24 protein-coding genes are annotated in these 24928 nt (G+C 66.6%); 11 read left to right on the forward strand and 13 right to left on the reverse strand.

Features of this window, described 5'->3' with window-relative positions; translation table 11 throughout:
- The first annotated feature begins 207 nt into the window (after positions 1–207).
- A complete protein-coding gene (locus ACFC4D_RS29500; RefSeq protein ID WP_376068202.1) occupies positions 208–891 on the forward strand; it encodes a GNAT family N-acetyltransferase in 684 nt (227 codons plus the stop codon).
- 1 nt (position 892) lies between these two features.
- Here the strand turns inward: ACFC4D_RS29500 and ACFC4D_RS29505 are convergent, their stop codons facing one another.
- Positions 893–1303 carry a Dabb family protein gene (locus ACFC4D_RS29505; RefSeq protein ID WP_376068203.1) on the reverse strand — a complete coding sequence of 137 codons (411 nt, stop codon included), beginning with the start codon at positions 1301–1303 and terminating at the stop codon, positions 893–895.
- Between the two features lie 107 nt (positions 1304–1410).
- Here ACFC4D_RS29505 and ACFC4D_RS29510 point away from each other — a divergent pair, with 107 nt between their 5' ends.
- Positions 1411–2061, forward strand: a complete 651-nt coding sequence (locus ACFC4D_RS29510) for a TetR/AcrR family transcriptional regulator (RefSeq protein ID WP_376068205.1) — start codon at positions 1411–1413, stop codon at positions 2059–2061.
- A 9-nt stretch (positions 2062–2070) separates the two neighbouring features.
- Here the strand turns inward: ACFC4D_RS29510 and ACFC4D_RS29515 are convergent, their stop codons facing one another.
- Positions 2071–3615, reverse strand: coding sequence for a DUF4185 domain-containing protein (locus tag ACFC4D_RS29515; protein ID WP_376068206.1), 1545 nt, complete (start codon positions 3613–3615; stop codon positions 2071–2073).
- A 171-nt stretch (positions 3616–3786) separates the two neighbouring features.
- Here ACFC4D_RS29515 and ACFC4D_RS29520 point away from each other — a divergent pair, with 171 nt between their 5' ends.
- Together ACFC4D_RS29520 and ACFC4D_RS29525 are read left to right on the forward strand one after the other, a co-directional pair.
- On the forward strand, positions 3787–5025 hold the full coding sequence (locus ACFC4D_RS29520) for a serine hydrolase domain-containing protein (RefSeq protein ID WP_376068208.1): 1239 nt from the start codon (positions 3787–3789) through the stop codon (positions 5023–5025).
- Between the two features lie 172 nt (positions 5026–5197).
- Entirely contained in the window at positions 5198–6298 is a 1101-nt protein-coding gene (locus ACFC4D_RS29525) for a GGDEF domain-containing protein (RefSeq protein WP_375964753.1), read from the forward strand.
- A 9-nt stretch (positions 6299–6307) separates the two neighbouring features.
- On the opposite strand, the gene ACFC4D_RS29530 is transcribed toward ACFC4D_RS29525, so the two are convergent.
- The gene (locus ACFC4D_RS29530; RefSeq protein WP_375964750.1) at positions 6308–6622 is read right to left on the reverse strand and encodes a DMT family transporter; all 315 of its coding nucleotides are present in this window, start codon (positions 6620–6622) and stop codon (positions 6308–6310) included.
- 253 nt (positions 6623–6875) lie between these two features.
- On the opposite strand from ACFC4D_RS29530, the gene ACFC4D_RS29535 reads away from it, so the two are divergent.
- Together ACFC4D_RS29535 and katG are read left to right on the forward strand one after the other, a co-directional pair.
- The gene (locus tag ACFC4D_RS29535; RefSeq protein WP_375966387.1) at positions 6876–7283 is read left to right on the forward strand and encodes a Fur family transcriptional regulator; all 408 of its coding nucleotides are present in this window, start codon (positions 6876–6878) and stop codon (positions 7281–7283) included.
- A 36-nt stretch (positions 7284–7319) separates the two neighbouring features.
- Positions 7320–9542: a catalase/peroxidase HPI gene (gene katG / locus ACFC4D_RS29540; protein WP_376068210.1), complete on the forward strand. Its 2223-nt coding sequence runs from the start codon at positions 7320–7322 to the stop codon at positions 9540–9542.
- A 68-nt stretch (positions 9543–9610) separates the two neighbouring features.
- Here katG and ACFC4D_RS29545 read toward each other — a convergent pair whose 3' ends face one another.
- A complete protein-coding gene (locus ACFC4D_RS29545) occupies positions 9611–10768 on the reverse strand; it encodes a PucR family transcriptional regulator (protein WP_376068212.1) in 1158 nt (385 codons plus the stop codon).
- 143 nt (positions 10769–10911) lie between these two features.
- Here ACFC4D_RS29545 and ACFC4D_RS29550 point away from each other — a divergent pair, with 143 nt between their 5' ends.
- Complete coding sequence (locus ACFC4D_RS29550; protein WP_376068214.1) at positions 10912–12456, forward strand: long-chain fatty acid--CoA ligase; 1545 nt, start codon at positions 10912–10914, stop codon at positions 12454–12456.
- Between the two features lie 4 nt (positions 12457–12460).
- Here ACFC4D_RS29550 and ACFC4D_RS29555 read toward each other — a convergent pair whose 3' ends face one another.
- Both ACFC4D_RS29555 and ACFC4D_RS29560 read right to left on the reverse strand, forming a co-directional pair.
- Entirely contained in the window at positions 12461–13276 is an 816-nt protein-coding gene (locus tag ACFC4D_RS29555) for an SGNH/GDSL hydrolase family protein (protein WP_376068215.1), read from the reverse strand.
- Between the two features lie 10 nt (positions 13277–13286).
- A complete protein-coding gene (locus ACFC4D_RS29560) occupies positions 13287–14240 on the reverse strand; it encodes an undecaprenyl-diphosphate phosphatase (protein ID WP_375964740.1) in 954 nt (317 codons plus the stop codon).
- A 192-nt stretch (positions 14241–14432) separates the two neighbouring features.
- Here ACFC4D_RS29560 and ACFC4D_RS29565 point away from each other — a divergent pair, with 192 nt between their 5' ends.
- A complete protein-coding gene (locus ACFC4D_RS29565; protein ID WP_375964738.1) occupies positions 14433–14678 on the forward strand; it encodes a hypothetical protein in 246 nt (81 codons plus the stop codon).
- 15 nt (positions 14679–14693) lie between these two features.
- Here the strand turns inward: ACFC4D_RS29565 and ACFC4D_RS29570 are convergent, their stop codons facing one another.
- The 4 genes from ACFC4D_RS29570 to ACFC4D_RS29585 all read right to left on the reverse strand — a co-directional run bounded on the left by ACFC4D_RS29570 (position 14694) and on the right by ACFC4D_RS29585 (position 18110).
- Complete coding sequence (locus ACFC4D_RS29570; protein WP_375964735.1) at positions 14694–15293, reverse strand: TetR/AcrR family transcriptional regulator; 600 nt, start codon at positions 15291–15293, stop codon at positions 14694–14696.
- Complete coding sequence (locus ACFC4D_RS29575) at positions 15280–16146, reverse strand: alpha/beta fold hydrolase (protein ID WP_376068216.1); 867 nt, start codon at positions 16144–16146, stop codon at positions 15280–15282. Before ACFC4D_RS29575 ends, ACFC4D_RS29570 begins: the two co-directional genes overlap by 14 nt.
- A 90-nt stretch (positions 16147–16236) precedes the next feature.
- Positions 16237–16947, reverse strand: coding sequence for a helix-turn-helix domain-containing protein (locus ACFC4D_RS29580; protein ID WP_376068217.1), 711 nt, complete (start codon positions 16945–16947; stop codon positions 16237–16239).
- 197 nt (positions 16948–17144) lie between these two features.
- Positions 17145–18110 carry an SMP-30/gluconolactonase/LRE family protein gene (locus ACFC4D_RS29585; RefSeq protein ID WP_375964727.1) on the reverse strand — a complete coding sequence of 322 codons (966 nt, stop codon included), beginning with the start codon at positions 18108–18110 and terminating at the stop codon, positions 17145–17147.
- A 100-nt stretch (positions 18111–18210) separates the two neighbouring features.
- On the opposite strand from ACFC4D_RS29585, the gene ACFC4D_RS29590 reads away from it, so the two are divergent.
- Positions 18211–19773 carry a beta-N-acetylhexosaminidase gene (locus ACFC4D_RS29590; RefSeq protein WP_376068219.1) on the forward strand — a complete coding sequence of 521 codons (1563 nt, stop codon included), beginning with the start codon at positions 18211–18213 and terminating at the stop codon, positions 19771–19773.
- 4 nt (positions 19774–19777) lie between these two features.
- On the opposite strand, the gene ACFC4D_RS29595 is transcribed toward ACFC4D_RS29590, so the two are convergent.
- Positions 19778–20719, reverse strand: a complete 942-nt coding sequence (locus ACFC4D_RS29595; RefSeq protein ID WP_376068221.1) for a C40 family peptidase — start codon at positions 20717–20719, stop codon at positions 19778–19780.
- Between the two features lie 271 nt (positions 20720–20990).
- Between ACFC4D_RS29595 and ACFC4D_RS29600 the strand changes: the two genes are divergently transcribed.
- Positions 20991–21734 (forward strand): ParA family protein, encoded by a 744-nt coding sequence (locus ACFC4D_RS29600; protein ID WP_375964718.1) that lies wholly within the window; start codon positions 20991–20993, stop codon positions 21732–21734.
- Positions 21734–22792 (forward strand): hypothetical protein, encoded by a 1059-nt coding sequence (locus ACFC4D_RS29605; RefSeq protein ID WP_376068222.1) that lies wholly within the window; start codon positions 21734–21736, stop codon positions 22790–22792. Before ACFC4D_RS29600 ends, ACFC4D_RS29605 begins: the two co-directional genes overlap by 1 nt.
- Before the next feature lie 82 nt (positions 22793–22874).
- On the opposite strand, the gene glpR is transcribed toward ACFC4D_RS29605, so the two are convergent.
- Together glpR and ACFC4D_RS29615 are read right to left on the reverse strand one after the other, a co-directional pair.
- On the reverse strand, positions 22875–24020 hold the full coding sequence (gene glpR / locus ACFC4D_RS29610; protein WP_376068224.1) for a gephyrin-like molybdotransferase receptor GlpR: 1146 nt from the start codon (positions 24018–24020) through the stop codon (positions 22875–22877).
- Between the two features lie 253 nt (positions 24021–24273).
- The gene (locus tag ACFC4D_RS29615; protein WP_364642331.1) at positions 24274–24924 is read right to left on the reverse strand and encodes a GNAT family protein; all 651 of its coding nucleotides are present in this window, start codon (positions 24922–24924) and stop codon (positions 24274–24276) included.
- Positions 24925–24928 lie beyond the last annotated feature (4 nt).

Here is a 24928-nt window from a genome sequence, read left to right on the forward strand (position 1 = left end):
ACTCGATGCCGAATTCGGCGAAGAGCCGTTCCGCCGCGGCGAGGATCTGGTCTTTTGCCGCCATGCCCCCAAGTTAACGCAGTTGCGTTAATCCGCGCCCCAATTGATTCACCCGGATCTTTATTCACCGCGGGGCCGACGCGCCGGTGTTGTGATCTTGTCGCCGGACAGCCTGACTCGGCTCTTCGATACGGCATCATTCGCGAGGTGAATCGCTTTCAGCCGCTTCCCGATCCCCGCCCGGACGATGCTCCTTGGCCGGACATGATCTGGCCGGTGCCGGAAGGCACCGAACTGGTGGGAGATGTCGTGCGATTGACGCCGGTGAACCCGGCCGCCGATGCCGCGGAGCTGTTCGCCGCACTGGATCACGATGCGGTATGGGCGCATGTCCCGGGCCGTCCCGCCGACGCCGCCGAGTTCGAACACACACTGCGCCAGCGTGATTCGATACCGAGCTGGCAGGTGTGGACCGTGCGTGCCGAGCGGCCGATCGGCGATCTGCCCGCCGGAGCGGCCCTGGGTGTGACGTCCTATCTGGACGCGCATCAGCACGATGCCTGGCTGGAGATCGGATTCACCGTGTACACACCGCCGGTGTGGGGCACCGCGGTCAACCCGGCCGCCAAACTACTGCTCCTCGACTACGCCTTCGGCACCCTCCACACCGGGCGAGTTCAACTCAAAACCGATGTCCGCAACCACCGCTCGCAACAGGCGATAGCCCGCCTCGGCGCGAGTTACGAAGGGACACTTCGCCGTCAGTTCCGCCGCGGCGACGGCAGCGTCCGCGATACGGCCATGTTCTCGATCATCGCCGAGGACTGGCCGGATGTCCGCGAACGCCTCACCGCCCGACTGCCGAGCGAATCACCCACCGCGCGTAGCTGATTCAGACCGCGATATTGACACGCACCTCGGGGATGGAGCTCATGAGCGCCGCCCACTCCGGGTACAGCTCGAGTTTGCGCTGATTGGCCGCCATGATCTTGGCCCCGAGTTCGGGGTCCGGATCATCCGTGGTCTCGGGTCCGATCGCCAGCGCGGCCAGATGCGGAATGATCTCCGGATCACCCGCCAGATGCACCGGATCGTGCATGTACCGCTCCAGCGCGTCGAGATCGGACCAGGCCACGCACAGTGCGTGCGTATAACCGTCCGACGGGGTCCCGAGGTGCCGCCCGACCGTCGAGAAGGCAACGGACTCGACCGCGGCGGTGGCGCGCATCAGTTCCAGTACCCGAGCCTTCTGCGTTTCGCCGGTTTCATCACGGAAACGGAATCTGAGCTGGTGAACGATCACATCTGCCTCACTTTTTGAACTCGTCGGTTCAATCTTGTGCACTAGACGGTAGAACCCACACATTGAACCCGCAAGTTCAAAATTGTTGACCCGCTAGCATGTGAATCGTGACGGGAGAGGCAGCGAGCCGAGGGCGCATAGACAAGCGGCAGGCCATCCTCGCGGCGGCCTTCGAGGTCTTCGCGAACCGCGGCTACGCGCAGGCGTGCGTCCAGGAGATCGCCGATGCGGCCGGGGTGGCCAAACCCACGGTGTACAACCACCTCACCGACAAGGAGACGCTCTACCGGCATGCCGTGGAAGCGGCAGCCGACCTGGTGGGAGCCGAATGCCGGACCGCCGTAGCGGGTTTACGCGATACGGACCGGAATCCCGAACCGGCCCTGCGGGATTCCGCCTATCGGCTGCTGCGCATCTGCAACGGCGAGCGCTCGCACGCACTGCGCAGTCTGACCTTCGCGCAGCTGGCGAGTTTTCCGGATCTCGCGAATCTGGTGCAGGACCGCACCTCCGGGCAACTCGCCGAAACCCTCGCCGATCGGCTGGCACGACTTTCCCTGGCCGGTCGCCTGCGCCCCTGCGATCCCGTCGTCGCCGCCGAACAACTCCTCGCCCTGCTGACCGGGCCGCTCGAGGTGCGCTCCCGGCTGGGCACCCGGAAGGTTTCCGCGGCGGAGCTGAAATCCATTGCGAACGCCGCCGTCGACACCTTCCTCAGCGCCTACGGCGGCGGTACGTCAGCGCCCGAAATGGCGTAACCGATTGATTCACTTCAGTTTTGCGTGCATCAGATAGACGTTGTAGCTGTTCCATGCCGACATGGTGAAGTAGAGATCCTTGCCCGTGGACCACGGATGGATGAAACCGCCGTACGCGGTGGGATAGTCCTCGGTACGGAGCAGCGGTACCGGATCCGACCATGCGCCTTGCGGTTCCGCGGCGGTACGCAGGACGAATTCTCCTCGCACCACATCCAGGTACACCATCTGCCATTGCCCGGATTCCGCGTCGTAGCGGATGGACAGTTCGCTGGCGGTTCCGGAAACCAAAGGGGTGGCGAATAGTTCGTTCGCGCCCTCCGCGGGTGTCCAGACACCGTCCACCCAGTACTGGTACGCGGACTTGTTCAGCACCTGAGCCGCGGGCACCCGCGCCAGGCCGATGACGCCGAGGCGTCCGTTCGGCGTGCCGAACATATAGACGTAGTCGCCGTGCGGGACCATGGTCGCGACCTGGAACCGGCCGAGGCCGAAAAGGTTGTCCCAGCGCGCCCATTGGGATTTGGTCCAGGTGCGGCCGTTATCGTCCGACCAGGCGATACCGCCCAGATTGGTCCACCACATGCCCGGGATTCGGCTCCAGTGGTTGATCGACATATATGTCAGGTACTGCCGATCGCCGATCGCGAATCCCGATGTGGGGATGGTGGTGTGCTCGAAGTTCTTGACCTTGCGGCTGTCCAGGATCTCGGCGGCGTGGCAGGGCCGATCCTGCACGAAGTCGTCCAGCACGAGTCCCTTGGTCAGATCATGTTCACTGCTGTAGGCGATGACATTGCTACGCCATTCCTGCTGGTCGGTGCCCGCGCCGGTAGGCTTCCAGCCTTTACCGAAGGTATCGCCGAACACGACCGCGACCTGCCCGGGTTTGTTCTCCCACATCAGTCCGAGATCGGTGCCGTCGACGGACCAGCGCATATCGGTGCGATTGAGGGATCCGTGCCCGGTCACCTGATTGACCAGCTCGATCGAATCCACCTGCGGCGCAGGGACGGCGGCGACAGCGGGCGCGGGCGCTGCGGGCTGCGGATCGGGAACGGGCGCGGGCTGCGGATCGGGGCCGTCGCCGCCGGGCACTGGAATCGGGATGGGTTCGGACTCGGGGTTGAGCTCGATCTGCGGCAGCGGCAACCCGCTGCCGGAGCCGACCGGCGCCGGTGCGGCGGGCGTCTCGGATCGGACGTCCGGGCACGGGTCGGCGCACGGATCCGAAGGCAGTGCGGCAGAGTCGATTCGAGTGTTGTCCGGTTTGGGGCCGGGTACCTGGACGGGCACCAATTGCGGGAACGGCACCGGGATCTTGATGGTCGGATTCTGCTGCGGTTGTCCGGGCGTCGGGTCGGACTGCCGGGCGAGCGGGTCGAATCCGGTTTCACCGCAGCTGTTGACCGGCGGAGCCGCCCACGGATGCACCGGCCCGGCCGCGGCCGGAGCAGCGGGAACAAGCGCGGCTCCCAGCGTAATCGCACCGGTAATAGCCAGCATGGCAATGATTTCGGAGTGTGCCGCCGATCGGAGTTTCCGGAATACCATTGCGGCGCTGCTCCTCATCCAAGATCGAACGGCATCACTGTAGCGATCCCGTGCCGAGGAGGAGAAGTCATACACATTCTGGACTCGTTCAGGAACAGCGCCGAATCAGACTGCTGAAATCTGTCTCAGACAACTATTGTCCGGTGCCGGATCCGGCGTTACCGTGAATCGATGAGCACGGTTCGGGAATACGCACTGCCGTCAGGCGTCTCCGGTTGGGCAGATGCACAATTCGATTGGGTGGTAAGGGCTTTCGCTCGCACCCATGCGGGGGCCGGTAGTGGTGGGGCGCTGGCCGTGCATCGGCATGGGGAGCCGCTGGTGAATGTCTGGGCGGGGGAATCGGATTCGTCTGGGACGGCGTGGGACGCGGATACCGGGGCGATGATCTTCTCCGCGTCGAAGGGTATTACCGCGACGGTGATTCATCGCCTGGCCGATCGCGGGCTGATCGATTACGACGCTCCGGTGGCGGAGTACTGGGGTGAATTCGGGGCCAATGGGAAGCAGCGAATTACCGTGCGGCACTTGCTCAGCCATCGTGCGGGGCTGTCGTCGCTGCGCGGGCTCGCGGGGCAGGGCGCGGAGGTGCTCGATCATCTGCTGATGGAGGAGCGGCTGGCGGCGGCCGCGCCGGATCGGTTGGTGGACAAGCCGATTTATCACGCGCTGACCATCGGCTGGCTGCTCGCGGGATTGGCGCGCGCGGTGACCGGACAGGGGATGGCGACGCTCTATCGCACCGAGATCGCCGGACCGCTCGGCGTCGACGGTATCCACCTGGGCGCGCCGCCGCCCGGATCCCGCACGCGCGCAGCGGATCTCACCGGATCGCGGAGTTTCATCGGCGCACTGCGGCGTATCCAGCCGATCGCCGACCGGCTCACCGCGCAGCCCGGACCGCTCACCGACCCGTTGCGCATTCTCTACACGCCGGGCATCGCGGAGATGCTGGACGGCGACGCGCCGACCATCCTCGGCGCGGAGCTCCCCGCCGGAAACGCCGTGTGCACCGCATCGGCTCTGGCGACCATGTACGGCGCGCTGGCCTGCCGGGGCCGCACGGCCGACGGCAAACAATTCCTGTCCCCGCAGACCGTCGCGGCCCTGAACCAGGTGCAGACCTTCAAGATCGACCGCGGCCTCCTGCTCCCGCTCACCTGGCGGCTCGGCTACCACGGCCTGCCCAGCGTCGGCACGCTGAACGGTTTCGGCCATATCGGCGCCGGGGGCTCCTTCGGCTGGGCCGATCCGAAATCCGGCATCTCGATCGCGCTGGTGCAGAACAGAGTCGACGAGCGCTGGATCGCCATGGATCAAATAGCGGCGGGCTGGGCCGTGCCCCTGGCCATGGCCGCGGCCCGGCGCTCCGCCGACACGAGCGCGCGTCGCGGCGAATCCGCCGCCTGATCCGCGCGGCCGCTCGGGCCGAGATCGGCGTGATCGATATCAAACTCCACCGTGACGGCGCGGAATCGGCGGGGTGCGGCGGCCGCACCTCGCCGTAACCGGGAGTTCGCACCTACACTGGTCGGGAAGTTGCGGGGTGTGCCGGTTCGATTGCCGAGGCCGAACGGAGCCCATGGGTAGCAGCGCTGATCTGTTGAAATCGTGGTGGCGGGATCCCGTCAATCACCACTGGCCCGTACGCGTGTTGGAGGCGCATTCGATACAAGCGTGGTTGCGCTGGATCGTGGGCGCGGGCGGTATCACCATGTCGGTCATCGGGGTGGCCACCGCACTGTCACCCGTCGGGCCCACCGGTACGCCGGGGTTGGTGGCCGCCGCGGTGATCATCGCGATCGGGGTGCTGTGGGCGGTGCGCTGGTGGTTCGGATCGTGGCCGGGGACCGTTGAATCGCTGGCGTTGTTCGCACTGGGCGATATCGCCATCACCACCTCGTCACTGCTGGATTCGAATCGGGTGTTCGGATCGCTGAACGCCATGCTGCTGGTGGTCACCGGATGCTATCTGGCGTTCTTCCATGGCCCGAAAGCACTTGCGGTGCATACCATTTGGTCACTACTGACGGTACTGGTACTGGCCTGGCGAATGGTGCGCAGCGATGGCGATCCGTACCTGGCCATCGCGGTCGTGCTGATCATGATGGCGGCGGTGGTGTTATCACTGCCCACCCTGCAATTCATGTTCTGGCTGGTGCAATCCGATTCCACCGCCGATCCGCTGACCAAGGTGTTCAATCGGCGCGGGCTGGAATTCCATCTGACCCGGGTCTTCAACAGCACGTACGGCGCGGAGATCTGCGTGATGGTCGCCGATCTCGACCAGTTCAAGAGCGTCAACGATCGCTTCGGGCATTCCATGGGCGATGAGGTGCTGATCCGCACCGCGCAACTGCTGCAATCCTGCGCGACGGCCGATCTGGTGGTCGCGCGCTCCGGCGGTGAGGAATTCACGGTCGTCGGGCGACTGTCCGATGAGCAGGCGCGACTGGTGGCCGAATCGTTCCGGCAGGCCGTCGCGGCCGATCACATCATCCCGGTGACGATCAGCATCGGCGTCGCCGTCTACGACCCGGCCGCCTGCCATATCTGTCCCCGGCCCGCCCCCGAGGAACTCATCCAGTGCGCCGACGACGCCATGTACCGGGCCAAGAGCGAAGGCGGCGACCGGGTGATCTTCGGTGAATTGGTCAGCCGGGCCGCCGCCGAACCGCATTAGCGCGAACCGTCAGTGCGCGAGCTTGAGGCCGACCACGCCGCCCACGATCAGGAACAGCAGGGCGATTTTCAGCGGCGAGGCGGTCTCATCGCCGGTGAGCATGGCGTAGACGACGGTCAGCACCGCGCCGATGCCGACCCACACCGCATACGAGGTGCCCACCGGCAGGGTGCGCATGGCGTAGGCGAGGCCGCCCATGGACATGACCAATGCGATACCGAATACGGCGGTGGGAACGAGTTTGGCGAAGCCTTCGGATTTGCCGAGCGCGGTCGCCCAGACGGCTTCCAGGAATCCGGAGATGACGAGAATCAACCAGGCCATGACAGAGGTATCCCTTTCGGTGAATACCGTCTTGTCGCTGCCTGGGTACGGTCCCGATCGTCCAGTGGGCCGCGGGTGTGCGACCACCTTCCACGGTAGCCCAGGCCCCGCGAAATGGGTGGAGACCCTCCTCACCACCGCAACCGCGATCGGGCGTTCGCCCGGTCAGCGACCTATTTGCAGAATTCACCCCACACCAAGACTGGAATGAGTCATACTTACGAACGTGTCCACAGCAGCTGATTTCGGGCGCATGCTCCGCGGGGCCGACCTTCGGGTGACGGCGCCGCGTGTCGCGGTGCTCTCCGCTGTGCACGCCCATCCCCATTCCGATACCGATTCGATTCTGCGCCGCGTGCGCGAGACCCTCGGCACCGTTTCGCACCAGGCCGTCTACGACGTGCTGCGGGCACTGACCGATGCCGGTCTGCTGCGCCGCATCCAGCCCATGGGCTCGGTGGCGCGCTACGAGACGCGCGTCGGGGACAACCATCACCACGTGGTGTGCCGCAACTGCGGTGTCATCGCCGATGTCGAATGCGCCGTCGGCGAGGCGCCCTGCCTCGAACCTTCGAACCACAACGGTTTCGTCCTGGACGAGGCCGAGGTCATCTACTGGGGCCTGTGCCCCGATTGCTCAGCCCAGCCCGCTCACAAGTGATCACAGCCCGATCCCACTCCCGGAAGGAATTGCCCCGTGGCACAGGAACATCCGCCCATCGGTGAGGCCCAGACCGAACCCGCCACCGGTTGCCCGGTCGCGCACACCCGTTTGAAGCCCCCCGTCGAGGGCGGCAGCAATCGCGACTGGTGGCCCAACCAGCTGAATCTGAAGATCCTGCAGAAGAACCCGGCCGTGGCCAACCCCATGGGCGAGGATTTCGATTACGCGGCGGAGTTCAAGACCCTCGATCTGGCCGCGGTCAAGGCCGACATCGTCGATGTCATGCACACCTCGCAGGACTGGTGGCCGGCCGACTTCGGGCATTACGGCCCGTTCTTCATCCGGATGGCCTGGCACGCCGCGGGCACCTACCGCATCAATGACGGCCGCGGTGGAGCCGGTGCGGGTATGCAGCGCTTCGCCCCGCTGAACTCCTGGCCGGACAATGCCAGCCTGGACAAGGCCCGCCGCCTGCTGTGGCCGGTCAAGGTCAAGTACGGCCGCAAGCTGTCCTGGGCCGACCTCATCGTCTACGCGGGCAATGTGGCGCTCGAGGATATGGGCTTCCGCACCTTCGGTTTCGGCGGCGGTCGCGTCGACCAGTGGGAGCCGGAAGAGGATGTGTACTGGGGCCCGGAGAACGAGTGGCTGGGCGGCGAGGAGCGCTACACCGGTCAGCGCGATCTCGAAAACCCCTTGGCCGCAGTGCAGATGGGCCTGATCTACGTGAATCCGGAAGGCCCCAACGGCAATCCGGATCCGCTGCTGGCCGCGGCCGATATCCGCGAGACCTTCCGCCGCATGGCGATGAACGATGAGGAGACCGCGGCGCTGATCGTCGGCGGTCACACCTTCGGCAAGACGCACGGCGCGGGCCCGGCCGATCATGTCGGCCCCGAGCCCGAGGCCGCCCCGCTCGAGGAGCAGGGCCTGGGCTGGAAGTCCAGCTTCGGCACCGGCGTCGGCAAGGACGCCATCACCTCCGGGCTCGAGGTCACCTGGACCTGGACGCCGACCAAGTGGGACAACAGCTTCCTGACCATCCTGTACCAGTACGAGTGGGAGCTGACCAAGTCCCCGGCCGGCGCGAACCAGTGGACCCCGAAGGAGGGCACCGGCAAGGGCCTGGTGCCGGACGCCTTCGATTCGTCCAAGACCCGCGCCCCGGGCATGCTCACCACCGACCTGTCCATGCGGGTCGATCCGATCTACGAGCAGATCACCCGCCGCTGGCTGGAGCATCCGGAAGAGCTGGCCGAGGCGTTCGCCAAGGCCTGGTACAAGCTGACCCACCGCGATATGGGTCCCAAGGTCCGCTACCTCGGACCCGAGGTGCCGGCCGAGACGCTGCTCTGGCAGGACCCGATTCCGGAGGCTCCGGCGCAGGTCATCGGCGCCGCCGAGATCGCCGACCTGAAGGCGCAGATCCTGGCCTCCGGACTCACCGTGCAGCAGCTGGTGTCGACCGCGTGGGCGGCGGCCTCGTCGTTCCGCGGCAGTGACAAGCGCGGCGGCGCGAACGGCGGCCGTATCCGCCTGGCCCCGCAGAGCGGCTGGGAGGTCAACAACCCGGACGAGCTGGCGCAGGTCATCCGCGCGCTGGAAGGCGTCCAGGAATCCTTCAATGCCGGTGGCGGCGTGCAGGTTTCGTTCGCCGACCTGGTGGTACTCGGCGGTGTGGCCGCGGTCGAGCAGGCCGCCAAGGCCGGTGGCTTCGACCTCGAGGTGCCGTTCACCCCGGGCCGCACCGATGCCACCCAGGAGCAGACCGATGTGGAGTCGTTCTCGGCGCTCGAGCCGAACGCCGACGGCTTCCGCAACTACCTGGCCAAGGGCAGCCGTCTCCCGGCGGAGTTCCTGCTCATCGACAAGGCCAACCTGCTCACCCTCAGCACCCCCGAGCTGACCGTGCTGATCGGCGGCCTGCGCGCCCTCGGCGTCAACTACAACCAGTCCCAGCTGGGCGTGTTCACCGATAAGCCGGGCACGCTGAGCAACGACTACTTCGTGAACCTGCTCGATATGGGCACCAAGTGGGAGCCCACCTCGGCGGACGCGGAGACCTTCGAGGGCAAGGACCGCGCCACCGGCGCGACCAAGTGGACCGCCAGCCGGGTCGACCTGGTGTTCGGCTCCAACTCGCAATTGCGTGCCGTCGCAGAGGTTTACGCGACGGACGACGCCAAGCAGAAGTTCGCCGCGGACTTCGTGAAAGCGTGGGACAAGGTCATGAACCTGGACCGGTTCGACATCTGAAGCTAGTTCCATGACAGCGCCACAGACCCACAAGGTCTGCGGCGCTGTCGTTTTCGGACCGATTCAGGTCAGCCCGCCGGATTCGCTTTGCGATGCTGGATGGCCCACCACACCCGCATGGCGCTGTAGGGTGCGCGCAGATCGGTGCCGGTGAGTTCCTCGAAACGGGCCAGGCGATAGCGAACGGTGTTCTGGTGCACTATGAGTCGCTCCGCGGTGGCCTCGATGCGCATACCCGAATGCAGATAGCGGTCGACCGTTTCGATGACGACGCGGGCCTGTTCACCGCTGCCCAGCGGATCGAGATAGCGGCGGGCCAGCTCATCACCCAGATCGGTATCGGCGACGATGGCCGGGAGCAGGCCGAGGCGGTCCAGATCCGCGGAGCCGGTGAGGCCGTAGCGGTGCGCGGTGGCCAACATGCGGCTGGCCAGCCGGAAGGAGCGCGGCAGTTCGGCGAGACCGGTGACCGGGCCCAGGCCGATGGTGCCGGTGGTGTCGAGAGTGCCGCTGCCGCAGAGGAATCCGGCGATATCGCCGTCCATCGCGGTGGAGAACACGCGCACCGCGGTCACCTCGGGACGCAGCAGGCCGCGCAGGTCGGCGGTGGCGCGCGGATCATCGCCGCGAGCGCGGAAGGCGCGGTACTCCCCCGCCGGATCGAGTCCGTAGCGCTGCGCCTGCACGTGGATATCGCCCGGTCCGAGCCCGCCCAGCAGTAGCGCCCGGGCGAATTCGGCGCGCAATTGCTGATCGTGCCTGGCCAATTCGATTTCGACATCGCGATGCCCGCCGCTGAACGCGGCCGTCGCCTGATCGACGATATCGAGCAGATCGTGCACCAGGGCCAATTGCGTGCGGTCGGCGACGCGGGCCGAGTGTGCGGCGGAGGTCAGATCCGCGACCATCTCACGAATGGCGATGCGCCATCCGTTCTGCACATCGGAGAGCGAAACACCTTGGCGGGCCCGGATTTCGCCGAATTCGCGGAGGGCGCGCCGATCATCCTCGGTGAGATCGCGACCATCGCCGAGCGCGGCCAGCAGCCGGTCCACCATCTCCACCGTCACCCGGGCGATCTGCTCACCCGGCAGCGCCAGATAACCCGGCATCTCCGCGCGCGCCCGGGCCACGATGCGCTCACTCAATTCCGGGGTGCGCTCCCGCACGCGCGTGATCAACCGCCGCCGGGCGGTCGGCTTCGCTGCCTCGCGGGAATCGGTCATTTCACCATCGAGGCTACGGCCGGGATTTGGAAAAACCAACAAAGCGCAAGGGTCATAGTCCGGGGCTGACTCCATGGCCCGGATCACACCCGCCCGCAAATACTTGTGACGTCCGACACCGACGTTCGACGAAGGATCCGCCCATGTACCTGACCCAGGGACTGCACCGCGCCGCCCAACAGACCCCCGACGCCGTCATGACCATCTGCGGGGACCGCACCCGGACCTTCCGCGAGGTGCTGGATCGGGTGTCCCGGCTGGCGGGCGCGTTGCGCGCACTGGGCGTCGGCGACGGCGATCGGGTGGCGATGCTCGGCCTGAATTCGGACCGCTACCACGAATATCTGCTGGCGGTGCCGTGGGCGAACGCGGTGCTGAACCCGGTCAATATCCGGTGGAGCCCGGTCGAGATCGCCTATTCACTGGTCGATTCCGGTACCGAGGTGCTGCTGGTGGACGACGCCTTCGCACCCATGCTGCCCGCGCTGCGGGAGCAGCATCCCGGATTGACGACCGTCATCCACTGCGGTGACGGTCCCACCCCCGAGGGCGCGCTCGGCTACGAGGAGCTGATCGCCGGAGCCGAGCCCATCGCCGATGCCCGGCGCGGCGGCGCGGACCTGGCTGGAGTTTTCTACACCGGCGGCACCACCGGATTCCCCAAGGGCGTCATGCTCAGTCACGCCAATCTGACCGCCTCGGCCTTGGGCGGGGTGGCAAGCGGTTACCTCTTCTCCCCCGGCGTGCGCTTCCTGCACGCCGCGCCGATGTTCCATCTGGCCGATCTCGCGGGCTGGTACGCCACGGTCATGCTCGGCGGTACGCACGTGATGATCCCGGCCTTCGATCCGGTGGCCACGCTGCACGCGATCGAACGGCACGGGGTGACGGCATCGCTGTTGGTACCGGTCATGATTCAGCTGCTGGTCGATCATCCGGCCACCGCAGAACACGATCTGTCCAGCGTCCGGCACGTCATGTACGGGGCCTCGCCCATCTCCGCCGCCGTGCTGGAGCGGGCCATGAAGGCTTTCAGCGCAGCGGGTTTCGTGCAGGCGTACGGCATGACCGAGCTGTCCCCGATCGCCACCCTGCTCAGCCCGCAGGATCATCTCGACGGGCGGCTGCGATCGGCGGGCCGCGCCATGCCGCACAGCGAGGTGCGCATTCTGGACGCCGACGGCGTCGAGGTTCCGCGCGGTACGGTCGGCGAAATCGTGGTCGGCGGTGGGCATGTCATGCTCGGCTACTGGAATCGCCCCGAGGACACCGCCGCCGCCGTCCGGGACGGCTGGATGCACACCGGCGACGGCGGATATATGGACGAGGACGGCTACGTCTACGTGGTGGACCGGCTCAAGGACATGATCGTCACCGGCGGTGAGAACGTGTACTCCGCCGAGGTGGAGAACGCGCTGGCGGCGCATCCGGCGGTGGCCGCCTGCGCGGTTATCGGTGTGCCGGACCAGGAGTGGGGCGAGCGGGTGCACGCGGTCATCGTGTGCCAGCCCGGACAGCAGGTCACCGCCGAGCAGATCCGCGAGCACGCCAAGACCCTGATCGCCGGATACAAGGCCCCGCGCAGCATCGAGGTGGTGGACGCGCTACCGGTCTCGGGCGCGGGCAAGATCCTCAAACGCGAACTGCGCAAGCGGTATTGGGATGTCGACGGCCGTCAGGTGAACTGACGCCTCAGGAGGGCAGCGGCGTGCTCCAGCCGCCGTGCCATTCGGGCGCGACGGCGGTCAGCTGCGGGCGTTTGGGCAGTACGAAGTCACCGGAGGAGCGGCCGCGCACCCGGCGGCCCACCCAGGGCACGAAATGCTCGGCGACCCAGCGCAATTCGTCGACCACCCGATCCACGGGCGGCTGCGGCACCGAGGGCGGGAGCGGATCGCGCCAGGACGAGTCCGCACCCGGGATCGCCATGGTGTCGGCGACGGCCTGCGCCACGATCTCGTGCCCGAGCGGGCTCAGGTGCAGGCGGTCGTTCGCCCAGGCGCGCGGATCGGCGGTGGTGCCGACCGGTTCGAAATCGACCAGCGTGACATCGTATTTGGCTGCCAGCGCGCGTAATTCGGCGTTCATGGTGCGCACGCGCCCGGACAGCGGGCGCACGAACGGCGCGACACTGCCGATATCGGGGAAGGTGAACGAGATGACCCGGGCGCCGGATTCGGTGAGCGCCGCCAGCATGGCCTCGATATCGGCGAGCGTGCCCGCCTGATCGAAACGCGGCCGGATGAGATCGTTCATACCCGCGATGAGCGCGACCAGATCCGGCCGCAACGCCAGCGCCGCCCCGAGCTGTTCGGCGCGAATGCGCGCGGTGCGGCGGCCGCGAATGGCCAGATTGGCATACAGCAGACCCGGATTCGCGGCGGCGAGTTTCCCGGCGAACCGGTCCGCCCAACCGCGGAATCCGCCATTGTCATCGGGATCGCCGACGCCTTCGGTCTGACTGTCGCCGAGGGCGACGAAGCGAGTGAAGGGCTGTACGAGTGCCATGTACAGATTCTCACCCCGCCAAGGTGAAGTACGCGAGGCTAGCAGCACCCGCTATCAGGCAATAGATGGCAAACGGTGTGAGTGTTTTCGTTTCGAAGTAACCCGTCAGGAATTTCACCGAGACATAGGAGAGCAGACCCGCCACCACACTGCCCGCCAGTGCCGGACCGAGAATGGCGTGGTTCTCCGGGGTGAACAACTCCGGCGTCTTGAGTACGCCCGCCGCCAGGATCACCGGCGTGGCCAGCATGAACGCGAAGCGCGCGGCGTCCTCGTGCCGCATCCCCTTGAATACGCCGGCCACGATCGTGCTGCCGGACCGGCTGATTCCGGGGAACAGCGCCGCGATCTGTGCCGAGCCGATGATGAGCGCGGACTTCACGCCCAACCGTGCCAGCCGGATATCGGAGGCGTACGCCGGATCGGTGGTGGGCAGCACCAGGGTGTCCTCGGCGGACAGATCCACGGTTCGCGCGGTGGGACTGACCAGCGCCAGATCCCGCTGGGTCTCACGCTTGCGCAGCAATTCGGCGGACAGCAGCACCAGCCCGTTGAGCATCAGGAACGCCGACGTCGGAATCGGCGTGCCCAGATAGTTCCGGACCGCCTTCTCCAGCAGCAGCCCGGCCACCCCGACCGGAATCGTGGCGATGATCAGCAGCACCCCCAATCGCGCCTCGGGCGAACGGATCTCCCGCGTACGCGCGACCTCCCACAGCCCGCCGAAGATACGGATCCAATCCCGCCGGAAGAACACCACCAGCGCGATGGCCGTCGCCACGTGCATGGCCACCAGCAGCGCCAGGTACGGCGAGTTCTTCGCGGACATGCTGAGGTCGTCCGCCCACTGTCCGCCCACCCAGGCCGGGAGCAGAATGCTGTGGCCGAGACTCGAGACCGGGAAGAGTTCACTCACCCCCTGCAGCGCGCCGACGACAATCGATTCCAGATAGCTGATGGCCATGGGAGTGACGTTAGTTGGCGAAGCCGAATTCGACTTCCCGCGCAGACATGTCCGAATCGATTCGCGAATGTCGCAGGATCGCAAACCATTCGGCCAGCGCGGCCGGTAACCGCGTGGAATACTTCCGCGTTATGCAGCCCAGAGGGTCGCGCCGCGCAAAGACGCACCCGAACCGCATGATCCGAGTAGCCGATGTTCGATAGTTACGACAGTGCCGAGGATCCCGAGTTAGCGCAGGCCCGGGTCTTTCTGGCCGAACTGGAAAAGCACGCCGCGACCCTGGCCCGGCGACTACAGTCCAGCGCCACCCTCGATGTCCGCCGATCCCTGGATGCCGAACTCTCCTCGGTGCGCCGCTATGTGGATCGAATTCACCGGCGGTTCCCGGCAATTGCCATGCATCCCCTCCCCGGAACCGCGGGGGCGCCGCCGCCGTAGCGGTTTCGCGGCGAATCAGGTACGGAGAACGCCCGCGAGCAGCAGCATGAGGGACTGCTGGGCCTGCGCGCGGGCCAGATCCGGATCCTCGGCATTGGCGACCATGAGCGAAGCCTCGGTCAGGGCGCTCATCAGGAGCTGGGCCAGCATCGGGACGGGGGCATCGACGATCAGGCCCGCCTGCCGGCCGCGCTCGAGCATATCGACGATCAGGCCCAGCCCGTGCTGCGCCTCGAATTCGCGAAAAGCCTGCCAGCCCAGCACCGTTGGGCCGTCCTGCAGCACGATCCGCAGCATGGCGGGGCGGCGGCAGATCTCCAGGAAGGTGGCCAGGCCGATGGCCATCCCGCCCAGCATATCGGCGGAATCGTGTGCGGCGATGGCGGTTCCGATCTCGGCGGAGGCCTCCACCTCCACCTGTTCCAGCACCGCCAGGAACAATCCGCGCTTATCGCCGTAGTGATGGTGCAGCGCGCCCCGGGTGACACCGGCGGCGGCCACCAGATCCTCGGCGGAGGTACCGGCGAAGCCGCGCTCGGTGAACAGCCGGCGTCCGGCGTCCTCGAGCGCGGCCCGGGTGGTGCGCGAGCGGTCCTCCTGGCTACGGCGTGGCATGCAGCCGAGTGAACTCCAGGATCGTGCTGCCGAGCAACTCGGGTTGATCTTCCGGCAGGAAGGTGTACGAATCGTCGATCAGGCGCAGGGTGGCGTTCGGGAAATCCCGGACCAGCCGCTCGGCCCCGGCGACCGGGAAGAACTTGTCCTCACTGGCCCAGACCACGAGCACCGGGATCTCGATTTCGCCGAAACTCCGCGCCGCTTCGAGGGTGTAGCGCTTGTTCAAGGTCAGCAGCAGCCGCCGCAGATCCTTGCGGATGGCGGCGGAGCGCCGACTAGGCAGCAGATACGAATCCGCGATCTCAGGCGGCACCGGTCGTTTGGCGACCCAGCCGAAGCCGATGGGCAGCGCATGCAGGGCGCGCCAGCGCATGGCCTCGGTGAGCGGGCGGACCGAGCCCGGAATCCTTGCCAGCCAAGGCAATACCGTCAGCGGCGGCGGCAGGAAGCGCTCGTAGTTGTCGACCGAGGCCAGCACCACCCGCCCGATGCGGGAGCGATCGCGGGCCAGCAGGATCTGGGTGATCGCGCCGCCGGTGTCGTTGGCGATCAGGGTGACATCGCGCAGATCCATCCGCTCCAGGAACGCGGCGATCAGATCGGCGACCCCGGTGGGGGTGAGATCCGCTGCGGGAACCGGGATTTCGTGCGAGCCGAGCGGCAGGTCCGGGGCCAGGCAGCGGTAGCCCGCCGCCGCGATCCGCGGCACCACCTTGCGCCAGAGATCGGCGTTGACCAGCAATCCGTGAATGAAGACGACCGGCGGGCCCTCGCCGGTGTCGTGGTACCTGATGCGGCCGCCGGGGACGTCGATTTCGTGGGTACGGCCGAGTGATGTGCTTGTTGCCATCGTTGCTCCAATGCCCGTGGGTACCCCACCACTTTTACATACATACCGTATGTATGTCTATGGTCGAGGCACGTCGGCCCCGGGATTCGGTCAGGCCCCCAGCTGCGTGCGCCATCGTTCGGCGGAACGGACCATATCCAGGCCGACCTTCTCCAGGTACTCGCTCATCCCCAGCAGCCGTTGCCCCGCAGGGGAATTCATACCCAGCGCCGCCGCGCCGTCACGCGCCTTGGCCGCCAGCGACTCATTCGCCCGGGCGCTCGCGAGAGTGGCTCGGTACCAGGCGGATTCGTCGAGGAAATAGCGATCCCGGCGGGTGCCCGCATCGCGCTCCCGGCGAATCAGCTGCTGCCCCTCCAGATAGCCGACGGCCGCCGAGACGGTCGCCGGACTCACCCGCAGATATCGCACCAGTTCACCGGCGGTGATGCTGCCCGAGTCGGCGGCATAGAGCCGGGCCAGCACCGCCGCCGCCATCTTCGGCACCCCGGTGCGCGCGAACAGCTCCGCGAACTGTGCGCTGAAATCGCCGACCACCGCCGGTAGCCGTCCGTATTCGTCTGCGCCCGGCGGTTTTTCGATCCGCCGGGGTCGCGCCACCCGGCGCCGCGAGCGCACCACCGTCGCGGCGTGCGCGAGATCGGCGCGATAATCGCCCGGTCCGCCGTTGCGGGTCACCTCCCGGCTCACCGTCGACGTGGGACGGCCCAGCTGGCGGGCTATCTCCGCGTACCCCAGTCCCTGCGTCAAACCCGTGGCAATGCGCCGGCGATCCTCCGGCGTGAGCCGCCCTCCGGGCATGGGCACCACCTCCCTCACCAAATCTATTGCAACACAACACCAACCCAATCGCATTAGGCTGCAGCATTATTGCTCGACTGCAAAGTGAATTAACCTGGCGTAATACAACTTTCGAGTGCATATCGCGATCGCAGGGCGTGCGAACGCAACGTAGCGTTCGCCCCGCCCCGAACAGATCGACGTTGCTCGTGCCCCGGTCAGGGTGCGGCGGTGCGGGCGTTCGGATCGAATCCGCCCGGAATCTCGTACACCACACCGGTGAAGGTCGCGCCGAACAACCGGCCCGCCGAGAAGCCCTGCCCGCCACGGCCGTAACTCACCACGCTGGTCAGGTTGTTGCCGAAGCCGAGCACGCAGAACTGGTTATTGGCATCGATCCGGACCACCTGCCCCGACGGATTCAGCGGCACCACCGGACGATTCAGCGAATCCAGCGTCAGACCGTCGGGGGCGTCCAGCGCGTCACCGCCACCCAGATCCAGCACCGACTGCGGCGCCCACGGGGCATCGGTGGGGATGCGGCTCACCCCGGGATTGACGAAAGTCCGCGAGACATAGAGGAAGCGATCGTCACTGCTGAGCACCGCGCCATTGGAGCTGGGCAGATTGCCCCAATCGGCCTGCACCGCGCCGTTCGGGTACACCCGGCCGATGAGATTCGCGAAATCATTGGTGGCGTAGACGATTCCGTCATGTGAGACGGCCATACCGTCGGCCGCGCTCAAACCCGCCGCGTACGGGGCCATCGCGCCGGTATCCGGATCGACCGTGACGATGCCGGCGTGCCGCAGACTGTCACCCGCGATCACCCGGGCGTCCGCGCCGTAGCCGACCAGCAGCTTGCCATCGGGCGTCCAGGCCAGCGCGCCACCGCCGCCGCTGGGCACCGTGGCGATCGGCACCGCGGCCGCGCCCGGGAAGTCGATCCGGAAAACGCGACCGGTAAGCAGATCGGTGGTGAAGGCGCGCCCGGCCGGATCGATCGTCAAACCCTCCAGTGCGCCACCCGGATTCGCGACCACCACGGTCGGCTGACCCGCGCCCGCGCAGACCGGGGCGGCATTCGCCGGACCCGCGGTGAAAGTCGAGAGCGCCGCGACCGTGAAAGTCGCCAGCGCCACCGCCGCCGCGCGGGCGAGCGTTATCGATTGCCTTTTACTCATTTCGCACCTCTTACTCCGTGCCGGATGAAGTGGTTGTCCGCAGCATTGTGACAGGCGACTGGTAATTTATGCCGGTCTCGACGCGCCGAAAGGAAATTCGATGGTGGTCCGTTCGCGATTCACCCGGAATATCGCCCGCTGGCTGACCGCGACGGCCTGCGTTATGGCCGCCGCACCCGGCGCGAATGCGGAACCTGTTGTCGCACAACAGCTTCCGCCGACAATTCCGAGTATCAAGCAATGGATCTCCGGCGGAACGGGATTCACGCTCGGATCGGACGCCCGCATCGTCGCCGACGCGGCATCGCGCGGACCCGCCCAACGACTGGCCGAGGATCTCACCGGCATCGGCAAACCGGTATCGGTCACCGGCACGGGCGCACGCGCCGGTGACATCGTGCTGGTCCAGACCGGCGACGCACCGGAACCCGCTGAGTCGTACCGTATTTCGTCCACCGACCGGCTCACCATCAGCGCCCGCGACCTGCCCGGCATCGCGCACGGCACCCAGACCGCATTGCAGTGGTTGCGGCAGTCCGGCACCATTCCCGGTGGCAGCGCACAGGATTGGCCGGACTACGCCGAGCGCGGGCTCATGCTCGATACCGGCCGCGAATTCTTCCCGGCCGACTGGGTGAAAGCCCGAATTCGGGACGCCGCCCACCTGCGCATGAATATGGTGCAGCTGCATCTCTCGGATTCCCAGGGCTTCCGGCTGGACAGCCGCGGCCATCCGGAAATCACCTCGCCGCTGCATTACACCGCCGCCGATATCGCGGACATACTCGACTACGCCGACTCGTACGGCATCGAGATCGTGCCGGAAATCGATATGCCCAGCCATATGAACGCCATTCTCGCCCGACATCAGGACCTGGTGCTGCGCCCGGCGCACACCAGCTCGGCGGATGCCCAGCGCGACAACCTCATCGCGGGCGGCGTCGGCGGCAAGATCGACCTCACCAATCCCGCCGCCTACCAACTGATCAGCGATATCCTGCACGAGTTCGTACCCATGTTCCGCGGCCGCTACTGGCATCTGGGCTGCGATGAGTACATCAGCGACTACAGCCGGTATCCGCAGTTGAGCGAATACGCCACCCGGGTCATCGGACCCGATGCCGCGCCCGGCGATGTCATCGTCGCCTTCGCCAACTGGGCCGCCGATATCGTCGAATCCTTCGGCAGGACACCGCGCGCCTGGAACGACGGGTTCGACCAGGCCGTCACCGTCGCACCGAAAACCGAAGTGGTCATGCAGTATTGGTCGTCCAGCGCGGGCGGACTGCCGTGGCTGCCCGGCGGGCGCACGCCCGCCGAGCTCACCGCGGCCGGACATCCCATCCTGAACGCCGCCTTCACACCGGCGTACTTCGTCACCGGCGGACCGGCCGCGGCGCTGAACGCACCGCCCGAACTCCTGTACGCCTGGGACCCCGGGCTTTTCGTGAACGGTTCACGACTGCCCGACGCGGATCGGCGGCTGCTGCGTGGTTCCATGCTCTTCCTCTGGTGCGATGATCCCGAGGCCATGACTCCCGAACAGATCGTCGATCCGTTGCGGGCCCGGCTGCGGGTCATGGCACAGCAGTTGTGGGGTGGGACCGGTGGCGTCTCGTATCCGGAATTCGTATTCCGGGCGAATGCCGTCGGCTGGCCCTGAATGCTCAGAAGCGGCGGGCGCCGCTGACGGGCATCTCGCTCATCGGCGAGAGCTTCACGCCGGAACCGTATGTGGCGGCGTGGATGACCTGACCGTCGCCCGCGTACAGCGCGGAGTGGCCGCCGCCGTAGAAGGACACCAGATCGCCCGGCTGCAATTCATCCACCGAAACCGGGGTGCCGGCTGCCAGCTGCGAATAACTCGTGCGCGGCAAATCCACACCCGCCTCGTGATAGGACCACTGCACCAGACCCGAGCAGTCGAAATTATCGGGACCGGCCCCACCGGCACGGTAATTCGAACCGATTTTGGTCCGGGCCGCCTCCACCGCGCGCTCGCCCGCGGACTTCTTCGGCATCGCGGCGGGCATCGGCGCGGGGACGGCGGCGGTATCGGTCACGCCCGGAATTCCCATGAGCGACGGCAGCGCGCTCGGAATGGAGAATTCGCCCAGACCGGCAACGGTCACCTGACGCGATTCCGCCGCGATATTCGCGGGGACGGATTCCGGCATCACCACGGGTGCGGATTCGGGCATCACCACTGGCGAAGATTCGGGCAGAGCCGCGGGTGCGGATTCCGGGAGCACCGGTCGTCCGGGCTGTTCCGGAATCGCCGCGAGGCGCGGAGTCCTCGAATTCACACCCGCGCCGAGAATCGTCACGGGACGGAATTCATAGCTTTCGATAATCGACTCGTCCACGACCGGAACCTCGACGACCGCCACTTCCGGTGCGGGGGCGATGATGCCGAGCCGGGCGGCGAGTTCGTCGGCGACCTCGAATTGGCCGATACCGGGGATGGTCACCGGCGTCGCCTCGGCCTCACCCGCTGTGAACAGCAGTGCCGCACCGATTCCGGCGGCGGCGAGAATGCCGGTGGTCAAGCTCCGCCACGACAGGCGCGGCAGCTGGGGCAGGTTCTGTCTATCACCGATACTTTCCATGATGCGGTCCTTCCATCAAGCGTCAGCTATCCGGTTTCCGGTCACGAACATCTCGGTACTGCGGCAGTTCCACATTGCATAGAACGCCTGTTCGGCAAGGCGGGTAACGAATGACACGCGTGTTATTCATAACGGATTCGTAAACAAAAGCGGCTGTGTCCAATTGGACACAGCCGCTTTTTCGCGAAACAGACCGGCAATACGGGGCCCGCGCGGGCACTCGTGTGAGACTTGCGTATACGAGCTCCCTCCTCATAATCCGGAGGATTCAATGACAGATTCCGCTGCGCTACCCGAACTACCCGAGCCATTGGTGGTCACCCTGGGGAATCTGAAAGGCGGCGTCGGCAAGACCACGTCGGCTTTCTTCCTCGCCTCGTATTTCGCCACCGTGCATCGACTCCGGGTACTCGTCATCGATGCCGACCCGCTCAGTCAGACCGGATACTCCTGGTACCGGCGACTGCGGAAGGAGAATATCGAGGTCCCCTTCGAACTGATCGCCTTCCCGTCCCGGCACGTCAACGACTGCATCACCGACAATGCCGGGAAGTACCAGGTGATCATTGTCGACGCGGGCGGTGAATCGGCCGATATCTTCAAGGCCGCGGTACCCGAGAGCGATGAGCTGATCCTGGTGACCAGCGTGAGCCCGTCGGAGGTCAAGCGCGTGCCCAGTACCTACCGGGCCGCCGAGGAGGCCGCAGCCGAAAGCGCCAAACCCATTCGGGTGCGGGTGCTCATGACCAAGGTTCCGGTCACCATGAAGAACGGCGTCAATGTCTCCACCGAATACCGCACGCAGCGAACCAATCTCGAAGGCGCGGGCTACGACGTCTTCGAATCGTATGTGAGCGCGTGGAAGTGGTACCGCGAGGCCGCCGACGGTGAGGTCGGTGACGGCGCGGAGAACCCCATCGAAGATCTCGGCGAATACAGCCAGGTCGGCGAGGAACTGCTGCGGCCGTACCACGAAAACCGCACCGCCACCGAAGCACTGGAGGTATCGGCCTGATGCCCCCGCAGAGACGCAAGAGCAGCATCGGCGGCACCCACCCCGCCACCACCCGCAATCCCCTCTCCGACGAAGCCGAGCACACGCCCCCGGTCTCCCCGCTGCGCGATGCCGAATGGCACAGCACCGCACCGACTCCCGCCACCACGAAACCCACGCAGAAAGCAGTGAAGCCGGAAATGGTGCTGCCTCCCGCCATGACATCGGAATCACCGGCGGCCATGTTCGTCACCCCGAGCGCCGACGCGGAAGCGGAGCAGCCGGAGTCGCCGAAGCCGAAGCTGAAACCGGTGCAGCGGGCCGAATCCGCCATGCGCGGCATCGATCCGGCGCTGCGCAGCGTGGGCTCCACGCTGCGGGGCGCGGCCACCGCATCGCCGAGCGTGCTCACCATGCCGCTGCCCGCGGCGGGCGAGGGACCGCTCAACGCGAGCGAGCTGGAACAGCTCGATCTGTGCGAATCCTCCATCGACGCACTGCGGGTCGCGTTCTGGGTGGCCGGGCGCGCATTACAGATCGTGCGGGACGGCCGCCTCTATCGAGCCGAGCACGCCACCTTCGACGACTATGTGGAGAAGCGCTGGGATATGCAGCGTTCCTACGCGCACAAGCTGATTCGCGCGTGGCCGCTGGCGGCGCGGCTGCATCCGGTCGCGCCCTCCATCAACGAGGGCCAGATTCGCGAGCTGCTGCCGATCATGGCCGCGCACGGCGAGGACGCGGCGGTGACCGTCTACACCACCCTCGCGGCCGATGCGAAGGTCACCGCGGGCAAACTCCGGGAAGCGATCGCGGTGCTGCCCGGCGATTACGAACAGGGTGAGGTGGTGCGGCGGTTGCAGTCCTGGCTGCGCGGCGATCTCGCCGAGGACGCACCCTCCGCACCCGATGTATTCAGCGCCGCCGAAACCCGGCTGGCCGCACTCTCCTCCAAAGTGGTCAAGGGCTCCACCGAGGATCCGGTGGCGGCCCGCGAATTCGCGGCCAAACTGCGCACCCTCGCCGAACTCATCGAACAGCAGATCCCGGTAACCACCCGAATGCCCGGAACCCGCTAGCGGATACGACAAGACAATGGGTGCCCGGCTAATGGCCGGGCACCCATTGAAGTTTCAGTGCCTAACTACGTGGGCTGCGGAGCTATTCGCCGACCGCGCGGCGAACGCGACCGGCGGCCCGTTCCCGGACGGCCCGTGCGGTAGCGGCATCGAACAATTCCAGATGCTCGAATAGCGGATCCTCGTCATCGGGTTCGACCAGCACCGCGCGCCGCAATTGCGTGCGCGTCTCCTCCCGATCCGGCAGCGGGCGATCGGCCTCGGCCGCCGCCTCCGCTTCGGCATCCTCACGGCGGGAACGGGATAGGCGCGCGGCACGGCGGCGGCGAATATCCTCCTCCAGCCGCACCTGCTTGCGTAGATAGGCCAGATAGCCCACCAGCACCGTTCCGGAGAACGCGGCCAGCCACCACAGGGTGGCCGAAATCGCCAGTCCCGCACCGGCGAAGAGCAGGGTGCTCAGCACCAGGCCCAGCACCGCGCGCTGGCGGAAGGTGTAGCGGGCCGCGCGCGCGATGGCATCGGCCTCGGGATCGTAGCCACCGCGGCCGCGCCGGGACGGCACGAAATCCGGGTCGTCCGCGTCGAATTCGTCCTCGTCGAACTCCGGCTCCGGTTCACGCAGCGCGGGCACCCGGCTGCGCGGCGGGGCGTCCATCCGCACTCGCCTGCGCGGTTCGCCGTCACCGTCGCGGGGCGCGCGCACATCCTCGGCCGGTTCCGCATCGTCCGCATGCGCTGTGCGCGTGGGACGCTCATCGTTCATATCGCCGGGAATATCGTCGGGCTCCCCGGGCGCTCGCGTATCACTGTCGAATTCCGCTGTCCCGGACTCGGATTCATCACCTGCCGCTTCGGTCACCGGATCGGCAGCGTCGGCCACCACGGCTTCCGGCGCGGAAACCGCGCTCTCGGTATCGCGTTCGCGGGCGGTGTCGAAATCCTCGTCGTCCGATTCAGCTCGAGTGCTGTCGTCCGATCTGGTCATCCGATCCTCCGGATCATCGTGGTGATGCTTCCTGCGAACCGGCACGTAGTCCGGGTCGGTGTCATGTCCGGATGCCGGACCTTTTCTGATGCGTCGCTCGGTATCCCCGCGATGCAACACCCGGGTGGCCAGCGCCGCGTCGGTGTGCTGGCGAATGCGGGGGTGGCGGCCGGCCAACATGGGAAACAGCACGAACACCCAGAGCACGACCAGTCCGATCCACAAGATCGAATTCGGCATCGCGCCCAACACCTCCGTCCCCGCCTGGCTCGCATCCCTTCGTACATCGTCCATCGACGTGCACCACAGCACCTGCCGGTCATACGAGGACGCACCACCGACGTCCGTAGGCTAGTTCGGCGTCCCAGGAATAACCCGCAGGCGCGCCGTCAACATCTGCCACAGTAGTCACACGACTCGGACTCGGTACGGATGTCCAGATCAACCGGTGCGGCGGCATGCGACACGCGGGTAACGACGGGTACACCGCACGTCACGGCTGTGCGGCGCGCCCCGAGCGAATCAGCTTGTCCACCACGGTCCCCGACACCTCTTCGACCGTCATCGCGACCAGCAGATGGTCCCGCCACGCACCGTCCACATCCAGATAGCGGCGCAGCAGCCCCTCCTCGCGGAAACCGACATTGCGCAATACCGCCTGGCTGGCAAGGTTTTCCGGGCGCACCGTGGCCTCCACCCGATGCAGGCCCACCTCACCGAAGCAGTGATCCAGGCCCAGCGCCAGCGCGGCCGTCGCCACGCCCTGACCGCTGACCTCCTTGGAGACCCAGTAGCCGATCCACGCCGAACGCAATGCGCCGCGCACGATATTGCCGACCGTCATCTGCCCGCTGAAGGTGCCGTCCACCTCGATCACCAGCGGAATCATCGCGCCGCGACGGGCTTCGGCCTTCAGGCTCGACCACAGCGACGGCCAATTCCCGGCGTGATTGCGCGCCTCCCAGGAACCCCGCCCGGTCGGCTCCCACTTCTCCAGATACTCGCGATCGCGGGTGCGAATCCGGCTCCACGCCGATGCGTCCCGTAACCGGATGGGCCGCAACGTGACCTGACCGGCAGCCACGCGCACCGGTCCCAGATGTGCGGGCCAGCCCGGATGCTGGGCGGCCCGGAAGACGTTCATGTCC

The organism is Nocardia sp. NPDC056000, from assembly GCF_042269265.1.
GTDB lineage: Bacteria > Actinomycetota > Actinomycetes > Mycobacteriales > Mycobacteriaceae > Nocardia.

Bases quoted from the DNA above. Each gene is read 5' to 3' on its own strand.
- ACFC4D_RS29575 (WP_376068216.1), bottom strand. From the start codon at position 16,146: ATGGCAACAAGCACATCACTCGGCCGTACCCACGAAATCGACGTCCCC.
- ACFC4D_RS29545 (WP_376068212.1), bottom strand. From the start codon at position 10,768: ATGACCGATTCCCGCGAGGCAGCGAAGCCGACCGCCCGGCGGCGGTTG.
- ACFC4D_RS29595 (WP_376068221.1), bottom strand. From the start codon at position 20,719: ATGGAAAGTATCGGTGATAGACAGAACCTGCCCCAGCTGCCGCGCCTG.
- ACFC4D_RS29515 (WP_376068206.1), bottom strand. From the start codon at position 3,615: ATGGTATTCCGGAAACTCCGATCGGCGGCACACTCCGAAATCATTGCC.
- ACFC4D_RS29580 (WP_376068217.1), bottom strand. From the start codon at position 16,947: ATGCCCGGAGGGCGGCTCACGCCGGAGGATCGCCGGCGCATTGCCACG.
- ACFC4D_RS29570 (WP_375964735.1), bottom strand. From the start codon at position 15,293: ATGCCACGCCGTAGCCAGGAGGACCGCTCGCGCACCACCCGGGCCGCG.
- ACFC4D_RS29590 (WP_376068219.1), top strand. From the start codon at position 18,211: ATGGTGGTCCGTTCGCGATTCACCCGGAATATCGCCCGCTGGCTGACC.
- glpR (WP_376068224.1), bottom strand. From the start codon at position 24,020: ATGCCGAATTCGATCTTGTGGATCGGACTGGTCGTGCTCTGGGTGTTC.
- ACFC4D_RS29560 (WP_375964740.1), bottom strand. From the start codon at position 14,240: ATGGCCATCAGCTATCTGGAATCGATTGTCGTCGGCGCGCTGCAGGGG.
- ACFC4D_RS29555 (WP_376068215.1), bottom strand. From the start codon at position 13,276: ATGGCACTCGTACAGCCCTTCACTCGCTTCGTCGCCCTCGGCGACAGT.
- ACFC4D_RS29550 (WP_376068214.1), top strand. From the start codon at position 10,912: ATGTACCTGACCCAGGGACTGCACCGCGCCGCCCAACAGACCCCCGAC.
- ACFC4D_RS29585 (WP_375964727.1), bottom strand. From the start codon at position 18,110: ATGAGTAAAAGGCAATCGATAACGCTCGCCCGCGCGGCGGCGGTGGCG.
- ACFC4D_RS29565 (WP_375964738.1), top strand. From the start codon at position 14,433: ATGTTCGATAGTTACGACAGTGCCGAGGATCCCGAGTTAGCGCAGGCC.
- ACFC4D_RS29535 (WP_375966387.1), top strand. From the start codon at position 6,876: ATGCTCCGCGGGGCCGACCTTCGGGTGACGGCGCCGCGTGTCGCGGTG.
- ACFC4D_RS29520 (WP_376068208.1), top strand. From the start codon at position 3,787: ATGAGCACGGTTCGGGAATACGCACTGCCGTCAGGCGTCTCCGGTTGG.
- ACFC4D_RS29605 (WP_376068222.1), top strand. From the start codon at position 21,734: ATGCCCCCGCAGAGACGCAAGAGCAGCATCGGCGGCACCCACCCCGCC.
- ACFC4D_RS29525 (WP_375964753.1), top strand. From the start codon at position 5,198: ATGGGTAGCAGCGCTGATCTGTTGAAATCGTGGTGGCGGGATCCCGTC.
- ACFC4D_RS29615 (WP_364642331.1), bottom strand. From the start codon at position 24,924: ATGAACGTCTTCCGGGCCGCCCAGCATCCGGGCTGGCCCGCACATCTG.
- ACFC4D_RS29530 (WP_375964750.1), bottom strand. From the start codon at position 6,622: ATGGCCTGGTTGATTCTCGTCATCTCCGGATTCCTGGAAGCCGTCTGG.
- ACFC4D_RS29600 (WP_375964718.1), top strand. From the start codon at position 20,991: ATGACAGATTCCGCTGCGCTACCCGAACTACCCGAGCCATTGGTGGTC.